Source organism: Mucilaginibacter pedocola (assembly GCF_002013915.1).
In the GTDB taxonomy this organism is placed as follows: Bacteria; Bacteroidota; Bacteroidia; order Sphingobacteriales; family Sphingobacteriaceae; genus Mucilaginibacter; species Mucilaginibacter pedocola.
Genome location: NZ_MBTF01000039.1, coordinates 33,922 through 50,081, shown reverse-complemented (window position 1 = coordinate 50,081; position 16,160 = coordinate 33,922). Strand labels below are relative to the sequence as shown.

Here is a 16,160-nt window from a genome sequence, read left to right as displayed (position 1 = left end):
TACAAATTTGTTAAAAGTTTAAATTATGAAGCAAATACGCCTTTGGTGCCAAACATTCTCCTGTTAGCGGTGTTGGCAAGGTACCGGGAGACAGCACATCGGCTGTAAACAATAAGTTTAACCCTAACCTTTACAGATTTTGGAACGATTTGGACGTATAGCCCTCAAGACAATATTATGGATAATTGCAAGCGTCATCTTGTTGGTGTTGCTCATCGTTATCCTTATACAGGTACCTGCCGTGCAAAATTTTGCCAAAGATAAAGCGGTGACCTTCCTGCAAAATAAAATTCATACCAAGGTAGAGATAGGGCACATTAGCCTGGGCCTGCCCAAACTGCTGGTGCTGGAAGACGTTTATTTCGAAGACCAGAAGAAAGATACCCTGATAGCCGGCGACAAGTTAAAAGTGGATATCACCCTGATGAAGCTTTTAAAGAACAAGGTAGAGATAAACGAGATAAACCTGGAGGGCATTACGGCCAACATTAGCCGCGGCCCGGATAGCCTTTTCAACTTTGATTATATTATTAAAGCATTCGTTAGCGAGCAAAAAACAGAACCTAAGCCTACCGATACTACATCTACCATGCAGTTCTCGCTGGATAAGATCATTTTAGATAAGATAAATATAAAATACAAAGATGCCACCACAGGCAACGATGTGAAGTTTTTGCTGGGGCACTTTGATACCCGCATTAAAGACTTCGATCTGGATAAGATGAAGTTCACTATCCCTAAAATAAACCTGAGCGGGGTGAATGCCAAAATTATCCAAACACCTGCCGGTTCGTCCATAGCGCAGGCAGCTACCGTTGATACCGCCGTTACGCCTTTGAATATGGACCTTACGCTGGGCGAGATAAACGTGGATAAGGTAAAGGTAGATTACCGTGCCAACGAGATGGCCGCCACGGTAAACCTGGGTAAGTTTTTGGTGAATATGGATAAGATAGACCTGCGCAACCAGCACGTGGGCGTAAAGTCTATCGAACTGAGCAATACCGATGCGGGTGTAATATTCGAGAAACCAAAAACCGTTGCCAAGGCGGTTGATAAAACCATCAAAAAAATAGATACGCTGGTATCGGCCAAACAAACCGCCAAAGGCTGGACGGCCACACTGGGCAAAATAAAACTGGTTGACGATAATATTAAGTTTGATAATGATGCACAAAAAGCCCTGCCGAAAGGTTTGGATTTTGCGCACATGAGCATCAAAAACCTGAATGCTGATGTAGAGAATATCGCCTACACGCCGGATAGCCTTTCGGGCAGGGTAAACGAGTTCACCTTTACTGAAAAGAGCGGATTGAAACTGGATAAATTCCACACCTCCTTTTTCTACGGCGCTAAAGGCGCTTACCTGAAGGACCTGCTGGTACAAACGCCAAATTCGGTTATCCAAAAGGAACTGATCGTGGGTTATCCTTCTATCGAATCGCTCACCAAAGATCTGGGCAAACTCAGCATCAATGCTAATTTAGATGGCAGTAAGCTTAGCCTGCGCGATATTTTATTGCTGATGCCTACCATGAGCAGCATGGAGCCGTTTAAGTCGTCGCCCGGTACGGTGCTGAAGGTGAACGGAAGGGTTACCGGTACGGTAGCTAACCTGCGCATCCCGAATATCGAAGTAAGCGGTTTTGGCAATACCTATGTGAAAGCATCGGCCACTGCCAAAGGATTACCTGATGTAGAGAAGGCTTATTTGGACCTGACCATAAACGATTTCCGTACCAGCCGCCGCGACATAGTAAGGTTGGCACCAAAAGGAACCATCCCGCCAACGGTAAGCATCCCCGAGAATATGGACCTGAAGGGTACCTTTAAAGGCACCATGAAGAACTTTAACACCAAAATGAACCTGCGCAGCAGCTATGGCGCGGTAGATCTGGTGGCGGCCATGAAGAGCGGCAAACGCAAAGGCAGCGAAACGTATTCGGCCAATATAAAAGCCAATAACCTTAACGTGGGGGCGCTTACCAAGCAGCCACAAATGGTGGGCATGATAACCATGAGCGCCAATATTGAAGGCGCGGGCCTCGACCCTAAAACCGCCAGCCTGAAATTTAACGGTAACGTACACAGCGCTTATGTGAAGGGGTACACCTATAAAAACTTAGTGATGAAGGGCAGCGCCCGAAATGGTGCTTATGTGGCCAACGCCCGCATGGTGGACCCTAACATCAACTTCAGCCTGGATGCCAAGGCAAACATGAACAAAAAGTACCCGGCGGTAAATGCTACGCTGATGGTAGATAGTATTGACCTGCAGAAACTGGGCTTTGTAAAAACAGTTATGCGTTTCCACGGAAAGATAGTGGCTGATGTGCCAACCGCCGATCCGGATTATTTGAATGCTAACATACTGGCTACCGAGTTGCTGGTGAACAATGCCGGTACCCGTATTAACCTTGATACGGTTAGCCTCATTTCTATGGCCAATGCCGATAGCAGCAGCCTGCGTTTGAAAACGCCGATGTTTTATGCGCACATGGGTGGTAAATACAAGCTTACCGAAATTGCCCCGGCGGTTACCGATGTAATAAACAAATATTACAACATGAATTTGGTGAGCAAAACCCCGGTAGTAAAAACCAAATACTCGCCACAGCAATTTAGTTTTGATGCCCGCCTGGTGAAAACCCCGCTGGTAGATAAATTCGTTCCCGATCTGAAACAGCTTGACCCGGTACTGCTCAACGGCCGCTTCAACAGCACCACCGGCGAGTTGGTGGTGAACGGCTCTATGCCGAAAGTGATCTATGGTACCAATATTGTAAACAACGGTAAACTTGCCATTAACACCGGCAACAATGCGCTTAACTATAGCTTGACTATTGATGAAGTAAAGGTTGGTACCTCGCTTGATGTGCTTTACCCCAGCATTACCGGCTCGGCACAAAACAACAAGCTGGGCATAAACCTGCAGGTACGCGATGCTGCCAAAAAAGAACGTTACCGCGTTGCCGGTATATTTAGCGTGATACCTAATGAATACCAGTTCAGCTTTTTGCAGGATGGCGTGATGCTTGATTATACCCCATGGGCCGTTAACCCCACCAACTCCTTTGAGTTTGGTAACAAGGGGATACTTGCGCGCAACTTCAGCCTCACCAATAGCAACCAGGTGCTTAGCATCAATACGCCATCGGGCCAGTACAACGGGCCTGTTGCGGTAGATTTTAAAAACTTCCAGATAGAAACGCTTACCAAAATGGCCAAGCAGGATTCGTTGCTGGTAGGTGGTACCATTAACGGCAATGCCACGGTGAGCAACCTGCAAACAGCGCCGGTGTTCGAAGCTGCTATCAACGTGAACGATTTCAACTTTAAAGGCGATACCGTGGGTAATATTGCCCTGAAGGTAAACAACCAAACCGCCAACGCCTACGCCGCACAAATGAGTATTACGGGCAAAGGCAACCAGGTTGATCTGACGGGGATGTATTACACGGTGCCCGAAAGCCGGTTCGACCTTAACCTGAACATTGTAAACCTGAGCATGAAGAGCATCGAAGGTTTTAGCTTCGGTAGCATACGCAATGCCAGCGGTAACATTACCGGTAACCTTAAAATAACGGGGACTACCACGGCGCCATCCGTACGCGGTAAGATTGATTTTAATAAGGTGGGCTTCAATGTATCTATGCTCAACTCTTACTTCACCATGCCGCAGGAGAGTATTACCTTCAATGATGAAGGTATCCGCTTTAACGATTTTACACTGGTGGATAGTACCAACAATAAAGCCATTATCACAGGCGCCATCTATACCAAAACCTATACCGACTTTAAATTCGGGATGGATATCAGGATGGATAACTTCCGCGTCATCAATTCTACCAAGGCCGATAATAAGCTGTTTTACGGCAAGCTGTTTATGGATGCTAACGTGAAGATACGTGGTGATATGGCCAAACCCGTGGTAGATGCCAACCTTACCGTGAACGAGAAAACCGATATGGTATTTGTGTTGCCCACTACCGACCCGGGCGTGGAAGACCGAAAGGGCGTGGTAGAATTTATAGATAAAAGCGCCCCGCAGATGGATTCGATATTGCTGGCCAAACAGCTGGATTCGCTCAAGAAATCGGAACTAACGGGCTTGGACGTAAATGCTACCGTTAACGTTGATAAGAATGCCAACTTTGCGGTTGTAATAGATGAGCGCAACGGCGACGTAGTGTACATAAAAGGCGAGGCGCACCTGAGCGGTGGGATAGACCCAAGCGGCAAGATAAGCCTAACCGGTACCTATGTAGTTAACCAGGGTTCGTACAACCTATCGTACGCTACGGTTAGCCGAAAATTCGTGTTCAAGCAAGGCAGTACTATCACCTGGACGGGTGATCCCACTACAGCAAATATAGACCTGACCGCTACTTATGTGGCCAATGTGCCGCCGATTGACCTGGTAAGCAATCAGCTACCCGATGCGGCTAACGCTACCCAATACAAGCAAAAGCTGCCTTTCCATGTTGACCTTAACCTGCGGAATGAGTTGTTGAAGCCCGAGATAAAATTCGACATTACGCTGCCCGATAGTAATTACAATGTCTCGGGCGAGGTAACCAGTACAGTAAACACCCGCCTCTCGCAGGTGCGGCAAGATCCTAACGAGTTGAACAAGCAAGTGTTGGGCGTATTGATACTTGGGCACTTTATAGGCGATAACCCGCTGCAAAGCCAGGGCGGCAGCGCCGGGGTAGAGGGTGCCATACGCAGCAGCGTGAGCAGCCTGTTATCCGACCAGCTGAACAACCTTGCGGGTGGCCTCATCTCGGGTGTCGACCTCAACTTCGGTTTAACCTCCGGGCAGGATTATTCTACCGGTACGGCGCAGAACCGAACGGACCTGAACATCGGTGTCTCCAAGCGATTCCTCAGCGATAGGTTAACGGTATCGGTAGGCAACAACTTTAATTTAGAGGGGGCGCAAGCCGGCCAAAAAACATCCAATATAGCGGGTAACGTATCTGTAGCTTACAAACTGAGTAAAGATGGCCGCTACACCCTGCGCGCTTACCGTAAGGATGAGTACGTGGTTATACAAGGGCAGATCATAGAAACCGGGCTGGGCTTCTCGCTCACGGTTGATTATAACCGCTTCCGCGAGATATTCCGCAAACGCAGCCCTGAAGAAAGAGAGATGCGCCGCAAATACCGCGAAGAGCAAAAGATAAAAGACGAGCAGGAGAAGGCCTCGCAGGAAAAAGATAAAGCAGACAGAACCAGGACCCAGACCACAACTATACAATGATAAAGCATTTAAGATACCTCATCATATTATCGTTATTCATCAGCGCGTGCAGTACTACCAAGTACGTGCCCGAGGGCGAGAAACTTTACACGGGTAGCTCGGTAAAAGTGATTGATTCGGCCATCAAGAAAAGTGATGCTAAGGCCATCAGCAGCGAATTGAATGCTACCGTGCGCCCGCAACCCAATTCTTCTATTTTGGGTTTGCGCGTAAAGCTGTGGTTCTATTTTAAAACCCGTGCACGTAAAGGCTTTATCCAAAAGTTCTTCAGCAAGTTTGGCGAACCGCCTGTATACATCAGTCAGGTAGATTTGGAGAAGAACAGCAGCATAATGCAGAACCGTCTGCAAAACGAAAGCTATTTCCAGTCGACCGTGCGTGGCGATACCATCGGCAAAAAGAAAACTGCTAAAGCGGAGTTTACCGTTAATGCCGGCCCATCGTACACCATCCGTAATGTGGAGTTCCCGATGGCTAAGGATAATAGTTTAGATACGGCCGTGCTTGGCACCATGAAAGAAACCCTACTGAAAAAAGGGGAGAAGTATAACCTGGATATCATCAAATCCGAACGTATACGTATAGATGCACGCCTGAAAGAAGAAGGTTTCTTTTTTTTCGCCCCCGAGCAACTCATTATTAAGGTAGATAGTACCATTATCGATCACCAGGTAGATCTTACCGTGAGCATCAAACCTACTACCCCGGAGCGTGCCCGCGAGATATATACCATCCGCGATATTTATGTTTATCCTAACTACTCATTGCGCGATACTTCGCTAAAGTTGGACCAGGCGAGTGGCTACCGCTGGTATAAATTGGTTGACCCGCGCAAAACCGTTAGGCCGTTCATCTTCGCTAATACCGTATTGCTGCATCCTAATGATACTTACAGCCGTACCACGCATAATAACTCGCTGAACAGGTTTATTAACCTGGGCCCGTACCAATATGTAAAGAACCGTTTTGAGGACGTAACGCCCGATTCGCCAAAACTGGACGTATATTACTTCCTGACGCCCTATAAGAAGAAATCGCTGCAATTGGAATTGCTGGGCCGTACCACATCGGCAAGCTATACCGGTTCGCAAATAAACCTGAACTGGAAGAACCGCAACGCCTTTAAAGCTGGCGAGCTGTTAACCGTTACGCTATTTGCCAGTACCGATGTGCAGGTGGGGGGCAACAACGGGGGCTTCAACGTGTACCAATATGGTATACAACCATCCATTTCGTGGCCGAGGATCATCAGTCCGTTCAACTTTAAGTCGGATAACGCTTACATACCCCGAACAACGCTGACCCTGAATTATACCTCGGTGGTCAGAAGCAAATTGTATTCGCTTAACTCGTTCAGCGGCTCATTCGGATATTCATTTAAGGGAAGCGTACACAAGTTAAATGAGTTGAACCTGTTGGAGATCACCTATGTAAAACCGCGTAACGTTAGCCAGTTATATCTGGATAGCATCAATAATCCCAATAACCGTAACCCTGCCCTTAAACACGTTATCGATCCCCAGTTTACCTGGGGCCCAAGCTACGCTTATACCTACGATAATACTACCGAAGATTACCGCACCAACAGTATCTTCTATCGTGGTAAACTAAGTTTATCGAACAACCTGTATGGTATAATAAGCGGAGCCGACACGTTAGGTGGTAACCCGAAGAAATTTTTGGGTAGCACCTTCAACCAGTATTTGAAATTAGAGACAGAAATGCGTTTCTTCCATAAACTGGGCTTGGGCAGCAAGTTCGCGGCCCGTTTATTTGCCGGTATAGGCCAGCCATATGGCAACTCTACTATATTGCCTTACAATCAGCAATTCTTTATTGGTGGTCCTAATAGCTTAAGAGGTTTCAGGGCGCGTTCGGTTGGCCCCGGTTCGGTAGATGCCAGTGCGCTTAACGGAGGCTTTATAGCCGATCAGTCGGGCGATATAAAATTGGAGGCCAACCTGGAGTACCGAGCTAAGTTATTCAGCATTGTTTACGGTGCGCTGTTTGCCGATGCCGGTAACGTTTGGAACGCCAAGCCCCACCAGGCAGGGGGCACTTTCGGTACCAACTTCCTGAAACAAATGGCGGTAGATGCCGGCTTTGGTTTAAGGTTCGATGCTACGGTATTGGTGCTGCGTACCGATGTAGGCTTTCCGTTGTTAACACCTTACATCAATAGCAGCGGCGGCCGCAGTGTACCATTGAGTTTCAACAATGCGATACTGAACATTGCCATCGGCTATCCGTTCTAAATTTGAATTAGCGATCTATTGAATTATATTGCGGCACGCGCCGGGTCGAGTGGGAGTTCGGCCGGCGCGTGTTTCGCTTTTACACCATGGCCAAAATAACCGTTCCGCTCCAAATGTTAGACCTCCACGGCGATGGCTTTCATCCCCTGCTGGATATCCAGATCTTCGATAAAACCTTTAAAGTAGTACTCGATACAGGTGCCTCCCGCACGGCGTTCGACCGCGATTTATTACTTGCCGCCAATGCCGAAGCCGACATTGTTTCAAGCGGGCGCTTATCAACAGGGCTTGGCACTAACTCCATGGAATCGGCTACGGCAGCTATCAGTAATGTACACATTGGCGACCTGCTAATAGATGAAATAGAAGTAGCCGTATTAGACCTCTCCACCATCAACATCGCCTACCGCGAATTAGGCCACCCCGAAGTGTTAGGCGTGATAGGCAGCGATATATTGATGAAGTATAAAGCCGTGATAGATTTTGGGAAGAAAGTTTTGGTGTTGAAATAGCACCAAAAAACTATGTCATTTCGAACCCTGAAGCGGTGGGCGAGAGCGGGAGAGGGTGAGAAATCTTGTTGGATGGGACAGGAACGCTTTGCATAACGACTTTGCATAATGAACAGGATTTCTCCTCACGCCCCGCACGTCCTCTGCCCGCTGTTCGTCGAAACGACATCGAGGGGAGGAGTCGCTTATGAATAAGGTTTAATCCTTCTTCAACCTTCTTCTTACCATTACAAAAGCCAGCCCGATACCTATCACCGCGCCTAAACCTGCATAAATGTAAATGCGTGTGTTACGTTTATCGTCGACAATGTTGGGGACATATTTCTTCGGTGGACGAGTGCTTTGATAAGCACAGGCTTTTATCCGCTGATCTATCAGTTTATCTGTGTAGCCGTATTCCTTAGCAAGAGCATAATCTCCCAATGCTACCTTGTAGCCGCCACGTATAAAGGTGAGGTTGCCCATATCAAACATTAGCTGCGCAACTATTTTATCTTTCGGTTTCACAAAAGATACGCGCTCGTTAAGTTGATAAAACAAAGCCGGCGACAACGAATCGAGTTCTGCTTTGCTTAAAGAACTGTGGGGGATACTATCCGTTCCAAAATCGGTGCCTAACAAAAACTTGCTGTTAATTAGCTCATCTCCTCCCAGTTTTGCTTTAAGGATATTTACATGTATCCATTCCGAATCGTAATGCGAATGCTCGTTCAACTTTACGGCCTTTTGTATCCAGAATAACGCTTGCTTGTTATCGCCAATTAACTCATAGGCCGTACCTATGTTTGATGCGGTGGAATATCGGTTAGGCGCTATCTTTTCGACGCCTTGATAAAAGGAAATGGCTTTTTTGTATTCGCCCAGAGCTATCAACACCAGCCCCTGGTCGGATAGGTAACGGATGTCTTTGGTTTGCTTATAAAGGCTATCAAGCTCTTTAAGGTCTTCCTTTTGTGCATAAAACTGATGCCCCCTTGGTACCCCTCCGGCACTACCTATATACAAGATCCCTTTTTCACCCAAATAGTAAGTGTCGCCATTGATGCAGGCAAAACTTTTTACAACGAGAAGAAATATCAGGGTTATTATAAATATTGCTTTTTTCATTTTTGGCGTGATAAGGTGCTTAAAGGTAATATACCCTTAGCGAAATACCAAAAATGAAGATGCCTGCCATTCGCTTAGCTTCAAACTCGTTTATGTTCAGTAACCGTTTTAAACTCGTCGGTATACAGTTGGTAAAGAGCCAGGTCATACACGGTACAAACCAATAAAACCATGGTGATGATGTAAGGATGCGAGCCAAACCATTCGTTAAATGTGGATGTATTGGCTATCCAAACATTTAAAAGTAAGAGCAAACGTATGGGGCCGGCGGCTAAATTGTCGAACATTTTATCGCGGGCAGATTTGCGGGTAGTACTTAAAAGGTAACCTGTATTGTACAAACGAAGCAGGTGTATGGCGCAGGGCACCAACATGGTCAATAATACCAGGATAGCCTCTATTGCAATAGCGCCCGGGTTTATTTTTGATAAAAAGTAATAGGTTTGCACAGTTGCTAAAACAGTGTACAGCAAAAGCGGGAGCTTAAAATATTGGGTAACAAACCGCAGAAACTTATTAAGCCCTTCTTTAACCATTGCGTTTTTACTTTCCGTCTCTATTTTTACCAAATTTTTAGCCCCGCCAAAATCATTGCGGATGATGTTGTTAATAGCATCTTCAAATGAAACACCCTCCGGCTGAAACTCCATTGCCGAAAGTATATGGTCGTAAATCTCCTCGTAAGTTTCGCGGTAGCTTAGCGTATCATGAAGGTAAGTTTGTAAGCTGAGTTTTTGCGCTTCGGTAGGTTTCATTTGGTTGCCGGTTTAAGGTTCAATAATGTTTGCAGCTGATCTATAAAGGCCTGCGCTTCGCTTAGCTTGCTGGTTACTTCTTTGCCCCCGGCATCGGTAAGCCGGTAGTATTTGCGTACACGGTTATCTACCACCTGTGTAAAGGTTTCCAAAAAACCATCTGCCTCCAGTTTATGCAACGCAGGGTATAAAGCGCCCTCGGTAAGCACTATGCTGCCTTCCGAAACTTCTTTAACACGCTGGGTTATTTCATAGCCATACATCTGGCTGTTATCTTCCAGCAGCTTTAATATGATGGTTTGCAGAGAGCCTTTTAACAATGGATTAGCATTCATATAAACCAAATGTATAATTAATTTATATACATAACAAATTTAGGTATATAAATTTAAAAGCTTTGCTCTGTACTCGGGATTGATCGTAGAGCTAAAAATAGCACTGTTGGTATCAGGAAGATTTCGTATTATTGAAGATAATTATCACAAACCATAATAGATGAAAAAACAACTACTATTGACTGTTCTGTTAGGAACATTTTTTTGCTTTAAAGCGTTGGCACAAGACCAGGAGGTTGGTATGGATAAACGTACCAACGTATACGGCGTGGAGACCAGGACAAACGCCTTTGAAGTAGGCGCAGACTATTTATTACCTGCCGGTAATTTTGGAAACGTATACAACAATGGTTTCGGTGGGGTTGTAAGGTATAGGTTTGGTGTTGCGCAATACAAAAGCATAATGGCCAGCGTAGGGTATAATACCTTTAAAGGAGAGGTTATTTTACCGGGCAATAACCCTAAAGCCTCGGTTCGCGCTAATTTTATCCCTATTAAAATTGGGGCCAAGTTCGGGCTTTCAAACTATTTGTATTTAGCCGGCGAAATGGGGGCTACTGTTGCCCTTGGCGTAAACGGCCGTGATAACGTTAACGAATATGTGAGGGATACATACCAGATAAAAGGCGCGCTGTTCACTGTTGCACCCTCATTTGGCGTGCTTATCCCTTCAAAAAACAAAAATTATTTCGACCTGAGCGTGCGTTACGAAGGATATAGCTACAAACAAAGTTTTACCTTTTTTACTGGCCTTAGAGCTGCTTACGCGTTTAACATAGCGCGTTAATTACACTGCTAAAATTCTAAGCAAACAAAAACGCCTCGCTTTTAGCGAGGCGTTTTTGTTTCGTATCATCTGCACATCTGCACATCCGCAGCTTATGTATCAATACGTGCGTACTTCGCGTTGCGCTCAATAAATTCGCGGCGCGGGGCTACTTCATCACCCATCAGCATGCTGAAGGTATGGTCGCACTCGGCAGCGTTCTCAATAGTGGCTTTGCGCAGGGTACGGTTGGCCGGGTTCATGGTAGTGTCCCATAATTGCTCTGCGTTCATCTCACCCAAACCTTTGTAGCGCTGTACGTGTACGCTGTCTTCTTTACCGGCACCTTTAAGGCGCTGTATGGCGGCGTCGCGTTGTTCATCGTTCCAGCAGTACTCAAACTCTTTACCTTTTTTAACCTGGTAAAGTGGTGGCGATGCAATGTAAACGTAACCATATTCTATCAACTCCTTCATGTAACGGAAGAAGAAGGTTAATATCAGCGTGGTAATGTGCGAACCATCCACGTCCGCATCCGTCATCACAATTATCTTGTGGTAACGCAGTTTGGTAAGGTTAAGCGCTTTGGCATCCTCGGGGGTACCAATACTTACACCCAAACCGGTGAACATATTTTTTATCTCTTCGTTCTCGTAAATTTTGTGCTCCATGGCTTTCTCCACGTTCAGGATCTTACCACGCAATGGCAAAATGGCCTGGAACTCGCGGTTACGGCCCTGTTTAGCGGTACCACCCGCCGAATCACCCTCTACCAGGTAAAGTTCGCAAAGGGCAGGGTCGTTATTGGCACAGTCGGATAGTTTACCCGGCAAGCCCGATCCGCTCATTACGCTCTTGCGTTGCACCATTTCGCGTGCTTTACGTGCAGCGGCGCGGGCGGTAGCAGCCAATATTACCTTTTGAACGATCATTTTGGCTTCCCTTGGGTTTTCTTCCAGGTAGTTGCCTAAAATTTCACCAACGGCCACGTTCACGGCACCACTTACCTCGCTGTTACCCAGTTTGGTTTTGGTTTGGCCCTCAAACTGAGGCTCGGCAACTTTTACAGATATAACGGCCGTTAAGCCCTCGCGGAAGTCGTCGCCGGTTATCTCAACCTTAACGTTTTTCAACAAACCCTCTTTATCGGCATAAGCCTTCAAAGTACGGGTTAAACCCATCCTGAAACCGGCCACGTGGGTACCGCCTTCAATGGTGTTAATGTTGTTCACGTAAGAGTGTACGTTCTCGGTATAGGTATCGTTATACTGCAAAGCAAGCTCTACCGGTATACCGTTTTTAATACCTTCCAAATAAATAGGGTCGGGGATGATGGCCACGCGTGTACCATCAAGGTATTTTACAAACTCCTTTAAACCACCTTCCGAGAAGTATTCTTCGCTCAGGAAGCTGCCATCGGCGTTGGTTTCGCGTTCGTCGGTAAGGGTTAATTTGATGCCCTTGTTCAGGAAAGCCAGCTCGCGCAAACGGGTAGCCAGTGTATCAAATTTGTACTCGGTGGTGGTAGTGAATATCTCCGGGTCGGGCTGGAAAGTTTGCGAAGTACCTGTCCTGTCAGATACGCCAATTTCTTTCACGTCGAACAGTGGCTTACCACGCTCGTACTCCTGCGTAAATATTTTGCCTTCACGCTCTACCACGGTTTTTACGTGGGTAGATAATGCGTTAACGCAACTTACACCCACACCGTGCAAACCGCCCGATACTTTGTAGGTATCTTTGTCGAATTTACCACCGGCATGCAGCACGGTCATTACAATTTCGAGTGCCGAACGGCCCTCTTTGCTGTTGATGCCTGTTGGGATACCGCGGCCATTATCAACTACGGTTATGGAATTGCCTTTGTGTATAGTAACGTTAATGGTATCGCAATAACCGGCAAGTGCCTCATCTATGGAGTTATCAACCACCTCGTAAACCAGGTGGTGAAGCCCTTTTACGCCTGTATCGCCTATGTACATCGACGGCCTTTTACGTACCGCCTCTAAACCTTCTAAAACCTGTATATTATCTGCTGAATAGTTCGATTTTTCCTGATTTTCTTCGCTCATAATTTATCTAAAACAATAACATACTCCGGGGTGGAGTTATATATACAAAAATACGATTTTTGCGCCACATATCTACTATGGGCAACTCTCAAAGCCCTGTTTGCATTATAATTTTTTCCACATAATTGCCTTGTATCCACACCACAGCGGGCAAAGCAGGCACAAACAAATGCACATCTGAAATTTGCACATCTGCGCATCCATCATTAGGAAACTTGATGTGAAGTTTTATCTTTGTCAAAATTTTTTTAGATAAAACATAATGAAGATCAACGCGTCAATTGTTACTAAGTCGGTTTTAGCCTTGGCACTTGCAGCAGGTGTTACTGCATGCAACCAAAACAAAACTGCCGACAAGCCTGCTGCAGCAGCAAGTACCCCCGCAGCTACGTCTGCAACAGCCGAAATAGTTTTTGTTAACCAGGACTCGTTGGGCAATAACTACGCTTACTTTAAAGACATGACCAAAAGGCTGGAAGAAAAAGCCAAAGCAGCCGATGCAGATGTAGCATCGCGCCGCCAGGCAGTACAGCGTGAGGTTGCAGAATACCAAAGGAATGCTGCTACTATGGCTGCCGACAAACGTGAGGCAACTGAAAAGCACCTGAACCAAAAAGGCCAGGAGTTTCAGCAATACCAGCAAAATGCCGGTGCAGCTTTACAGCAAGACCAGGTAACCGAGCAAAATAAACTGTACGAGAAAATAGCTGCCTTCACTAAAACCTACGCTAAAGAAAAAGGCTACAAAATGGTACTTACCTTTACCCGCGCCAACTCTACCGTGCTTTACGGCGACCCAAGCCTTGAAGTTACCGCCGATTTTGTGAAAAGGCTAAACGAAGAGTACGCGAAAGAGAAAAAATAAGCTTCGCAATGTGCAGATGTGCAAGTATGCAGGTGTGCAGATGAAAGAGCAATTAGTATAAAAATAACGAAAACCCCGGCCATTGGTTGGGGTTTTTTAATGGAAGGAGATATTGAAATGAGACACGAAGATTTTATGCAGATGGCGATTGATCTGTCGGAGTATAACGTACAGCAGGGTTTAGGCGGGCCATTCGGCGCGGTGGTGGTGAAGGATGGCATGGTGATAGCCCGCAGTGCCAACAAAGTAGTGCCCACTAACGACCCCACTGCCCATGCCGAAGTATCGGCCATACGCCTGGCCTGCCAGGAACTGGGTACTTTTAGCTTAGAGGGCTGCGAAATTTACACAAGTTGCGAGCCATGCCCCATGTGCCTGGGGGCTATATACTGGTCGCGCATTAGCAAGGTTTATTACGCCAATACCAAGGCAGATGCCGCAGCCATTGGGTTCGACGATCATTTTATTTACGACGAGTTGGAGCTGCCCATGGAGCAGCGCAAAATGCGTTTTGTGCAAATAATGCGCGATAAGGCCCAACCCGTTTTTAAACTTTGGGAAACTACCGAGAAGAAAACGGAATACTAAAGGCTTTGGGCGCTCGGGGGATATCTCGTCAGGAAAAAAGTATTTTCTATTCCCAGGTGCAGGTGTCCCCACCTGCACACTCGTAATGCTGTTTATACCCAATAGAGGGTATTGTTTTGTACGGTGGTATCAATATCTTTATCACCATGAAGCTGTTAGGCAATTTTAAAACTTTTATACTGCTTGCCTGCGTGGCCGGGTTGTTATTGGCCTGTGGTACGCAATTGCCTATTGCCAATTTAAGCAAACAGCAAAAAGTGCCGTTACAGAAAATGCTGAACATGCTACCGCCTGATTCTGCCCGCCAATCGTTTATTATTGTTTATAAAAGTGTGGAGCACGGCGATACTACCGGCACGCGCGATTTCGCCGCCATTGTTTACGATAAGGCCAGCGCACAGCGTTATTTCTTCCTGAACGAGAGCCCGAACAAGTACAACGTTATAAAACAAGCCGAGAAAACAAAGGCTTTCATCGGGCTGGATAATTTGCTTAACTATTACCTGGCGGGTAAAACAGGCTTGCTGCAACCGTTGGCAGGCAGTGCACTCTCCCGCCAAAATTCGGCACTCCCCCGTATTTACGACATCGACTTTGCCAAACATATCTCGCAGGTTTTTGAATTACCGAGTGTAACCCTATAACAGCTACACCAAAAGTTTAGCCAGTGCTAAACTTTCCCCCATTTATCGGATAATCCTCCAATCATGCGAATCATGGTTCAGAAGAATCGTTTTTACATTCCGCTTATAAACAAAGCCGCGGTTTTATTGGTTTAGCTGTTAAACCATAAAACACTTTGTTATGAGCATCAGTTTGTTGCACGCTATGCATTGTAAAAGAGATGCAGAAAGCGCGTTTGATACCGAATTGAAGAGATTGATCACCGCATCAATGAAAGAGGATGGCTGCCTTGCCTATCAACTTTACCAGGATAAAAATAAACCGGAGCGGTACGTGATAGAGGAGGAGTGGGCCAGCGAAGAAGCATTATCGCGCCATATGGCAACGCCCCATTACAAGTACTTTGTGCATATATCGCCGGCGCTGTTGGTGAAGCCCGCGCGCGTAAAAGTGCTTAACCGCTTGTTTTAAGGCATTTTTTGCTGTTGGGTGATAAACAAAACGCAGGGCTTAGTGTTAAAAATATATAGCAGCGGCTAATTTCACGGTTTAAAATCAAAACAACTTATAGGAATATTGTTATGGCCAAAAAGGTTTTAGTGATTGAGGATGATAAAGATATAAGAGATACAATGACTTATGCTTTGGAGGATGCGGGATACGAGGTGGTGTCATCCGAAACGGCCCGGGTACTAAAACGGCTAAGCGATATATCGCCCGATATTATACTGCTTGATAACTGGCTTACCGATTGGAGCAGCGATGCCAACGGCCAACAACTAAGCAAAGGCCTAAAATCCGATCCCGAAACCAGCCACATCCCGGTGGTAATAGTATCGGCAGTAAGTAACATTAAAGAAATTGCCGAGAATGGCCTGGCCGATGGCTACCTTAAAAAGCCTTTCGATATAGCGGATCTGGAAGCGGTGGTAAAGAAGTTTACTGGCCCCCCAACCCCCTGAAGGGGGAGCTTTTGAAATACTCATAAAGAAAGAGGCCCGATTCGGTTAACCGA

At 46.2% G+C, this 16,160-nt stretch carries 13 protein-coding genes; 9 read left to right on the top strand and 4 right to left on the bottom strand.

All coding sequences use genetic code 11. From position 1 onward, the window contains the following. Positions 1-139: 139 nt before the first annotated feature. From BC343_RS29350 to BC343_RS29340, 3 genes are all read left to right on the top strand, one after another. The gene (locus tag BC343_RS29350) at positions 140-5,266 is read left to right on the top strand and encodes a translocation/assembly module TamB domain-containing protein (RefSeq protein ID WP_078351391.1); all 5,127 of its coding nucleotides are present in this window, start codon (positions 140-142) and stop codon (positions 5,264-5,266) included. Next, complete coding sequence (tamL, locus tag BC343_RS29345; protein ID WP_078351390.1) at positions 5,263-7,521, top strand: translocation and assembly module lipoprotein TamL; 2,259 nt, start codon at positions 5,263-5,265, stop codon at positions 7,519-7,521. Before BC343_RS29350 ends, tamL begins: the two co-directional genes overlap by 4 nt. Before the next feature lie 86 nt (positions 7,522-7,607). Next, positions 7,608-8,033 carry an aspartyl protease family protein gene (locus BC343_RS29340; RefSeq protein WP_078351389.1) on the top strand — a complete coding sequence of 142 codons (426 nt, stop codon included), beginning with the start codon at positions 7,608-7,610 and terminating at the stop codon, positions 8,031-8,033. Between the two features lie 198 nt (positions 8,034-8,231). Here BC343_RS29340 and BC343_RS29335 read toward each other — a convergent pair whose 3' ends face one another. The 3 genes from BC343_RS29335 to BC343_RS29325 form a co-directional block, all read right to left on the bottom strand. Then, positions 8,232-9,140 carry a tetratricopeptide repeat protein gene (locus BC343_RS29335; RefSeq protein ID WP_078351388.1) on the bottom strand — a complete coding sequence of 303 codons (909 nt, stop codon included), beginning with the start codon at positions 9,138-9,140 and terminating at the stop codon, positions 8,232-8,234. Between the two features lie 80 nt (positions 9,141-9,220). Further along, positions 9,221-9,895 (bottom strand): hypothetical protein, encoded by a 675-nt coding sequence (locus BC343_RS29330; protein WP_078351387.1) that lies wholly within the window; start codon positions 9,893-9,895, stop codon positions 9,221-9,223. Continuing rightward, on the bottom strand, positions 9,892-10,230 hold the full coding sequence (locus BC343_RS29325) for a PadR family transcriptional regulator (RefSeq protein WP_078351386.1): 339 nt from the start codon (positions 10,228-10,230) through the stop codon (positions 9,892-9,894). The genes BC343_RS29330 and BC343_RS29325 overlap by 4 nt, the downstream gene beginning before the upstream one ends. A 160-nt stretch (positions 10,231-10,390) precedes the next feature. Here BC343_RS29325 and BC343_RS29320 point away from each other — a divergent pair, with 160 nt between their 5' ends. After that, positions 10,391-11,017 (top strand): hypothetical protein, encoded by a 627-nt coding sequence (locus BC343_RS29320; protein WP_143822403.1) that lies wholly within the window; start codon positions 10,391-10,393, stop codon positions 11,015-11,017. Between the two features lie 92 nt (positions 11,018-11,109). On the opposite strand, the gene gyrB is transcribed toward BC343_RS29320, so the two are convergent. Further along, positions 11,110-13,068, bottom strand: a complete 1,959-nt coding sequence (gyrB, locus tag BC343_RS29315) for a DNA topoisomerase (ATP-hydrolyzing) subunit B (RefSeq protein WP_078351384.1) — start codon at positions 13,066-13,068, stop codon at positions 11,110-11,112. 262 nt (positions 13,069-13,330) lie between these two features. Here gyrB and BC343_RS29310 point away from each other — a divergent pair, with 262 nt between their 5' ends. The 5 genes from BC343_RS29310 (at position 13,331) to BC343_RS29290 (ending at position 16,107) form a co-directional block, all read left to right on the top strand. Further along, the gene (locus tag BC343_RS29310; protein WP_078351383.1) at positions 13,331-13,933 is read left to right on the top strand and encodes an OmpH family outer membrane protein; all 603 of its coding nucleotides are present in this window, start codon (positions 13,331-13,333) and stop codon (positions 13,931-13,933) included. A 117-nt stretch (positions 13,934-14,050) separates the two neighbouring features. Next, complete coding sequence (locus BC343_RS29305; RefSeq protein ID WP_238381898.1) at positions 14,051-14,521, top strand: nucleoside deaminase; 471 nt, start codon at positions 14,051-14,053, stop codon at positions 14,519-14,521. A 146-nt stretch (positions 14,522-14,667) separates the two neighbouring features. Next, a complete protein-coding gene (locus tag BC343_RS29300) occupies positions 14,668-15,165 on the top strand; it encodes a hypothetical protein (protein ID WP_078351381.1) in 498 nt (165 codons plus the stop codon). A 160-nt stretch (positions 15,166-15,325) separates the two neighbouring features. Continuing rightward, on the top strand, positions 15,326-15,616 hold the full coding sequence (locus tag BC343_RS29295; protein ID WP_078351380.1) for a putative quinol monooxygenase: 291 nt from the start codon (positions 15,326-15,328) through the stop codon (positions 15,614-15,616). A 110-nt stretch (positions 15,617-15,726) separates the two neighbouring features. Continuing rightward, positions 15,727-16,107, top strand: a complete 381-nt coding sequence (locus tag BC343_RS29290; protein WP_078351379.1) for a response regulator — start codon at positions 15,727-15,729, stop codon at positions 16,105-16,107. Positions 16,108-16,160 lie beyond the last annotated feature (53 nt).

Excerpts from the sequence above, each read along its gene's own strand:
- tamL (WP_078351390.1), top strand. The coding sequence starts at position 5,263 with ATGATAAAGCATTTAAGATACCTCATCATATTATCGTTATTCATCAGC.
- BC343_RS29340 (WP_078351389.1), top strand. The coding sequence starts at position 7,608 with ATGGCCAAAATAACCGTTCCGCTCCAAATGTTAGACCTCCACGGCGAT.
- BC343_RS29335 (WP_078351388.1), bottom strand. The coding sequence starts at position 9,140 with ATGAAAAAAGCAATATTTATAATAACCCTGATATTTCTTCTCGTTGTA.
- BC343_RS29330 (WP_078351387.1), bottom strand. The coding sequence starts at position 9,895 with ATGAAACCTACCGAAGCGCAAAAACTCAGCTTACAAACTTACCTTCAT.
- BC343_RS29325 (WP_078351386.1), bottom strand. The coding sequence starts at position 10,230 with ATGAATGCTAATCCATTGTTAAAAGGCTCTCTGCAAACCATCATATTA.
- BC343_RS29320 (WP_143822403.1), top strand. The coding sequence starts at position 10,391 with ATGAAAAAACAACTACTATTGACTGTTCTGTTAGGAACATTTTTTTGC.
- gyrB (WP_078351384.1), bottom strand. The coding sequence starts at position 13,068 with ATGAGCGAAGAAAATCAGGAAAAATCGAACTATTCAGCAGATAATATA.
- BC343_RS29310 (WP_078351383.1), top strand. The coding sequence starts at position 13,331 with ATGAAGATCAACGCGTCAATTGTTACTAAGTCGGTTTTAGCCTTGGCA.
- BC343_RS29305 (WP_238381898.1), top strand. The coding sequence starts at position 14,051 with ATGAGACACGAAGATTTTATGCAGATGGCGATTGATCTGTCGGAGTAT.
- BC343_RS29300 (WP_078351381.1), top strand. The coding sequence starts at position 14,668 with ATGAAGCTGTTAGGCAATTTTAAAACTTTTATACTGCTTGCCTGCGTG.
- BC343_RS29295 (WP_078351380.1), top strand. The coding sequence starts at position 15,326 with ATGAGCATCAGTTTGTTGCACGCTATGCATTGTAAAAGAGATGCAGAA.
- BC343_RS29290 (WP_078351379.1), top strand. The coding sequence starts at position 15,727 with ATGGCCAAAAAGGTTTTAGTGATTGAGGATGATAAAGATATAAGAGAT.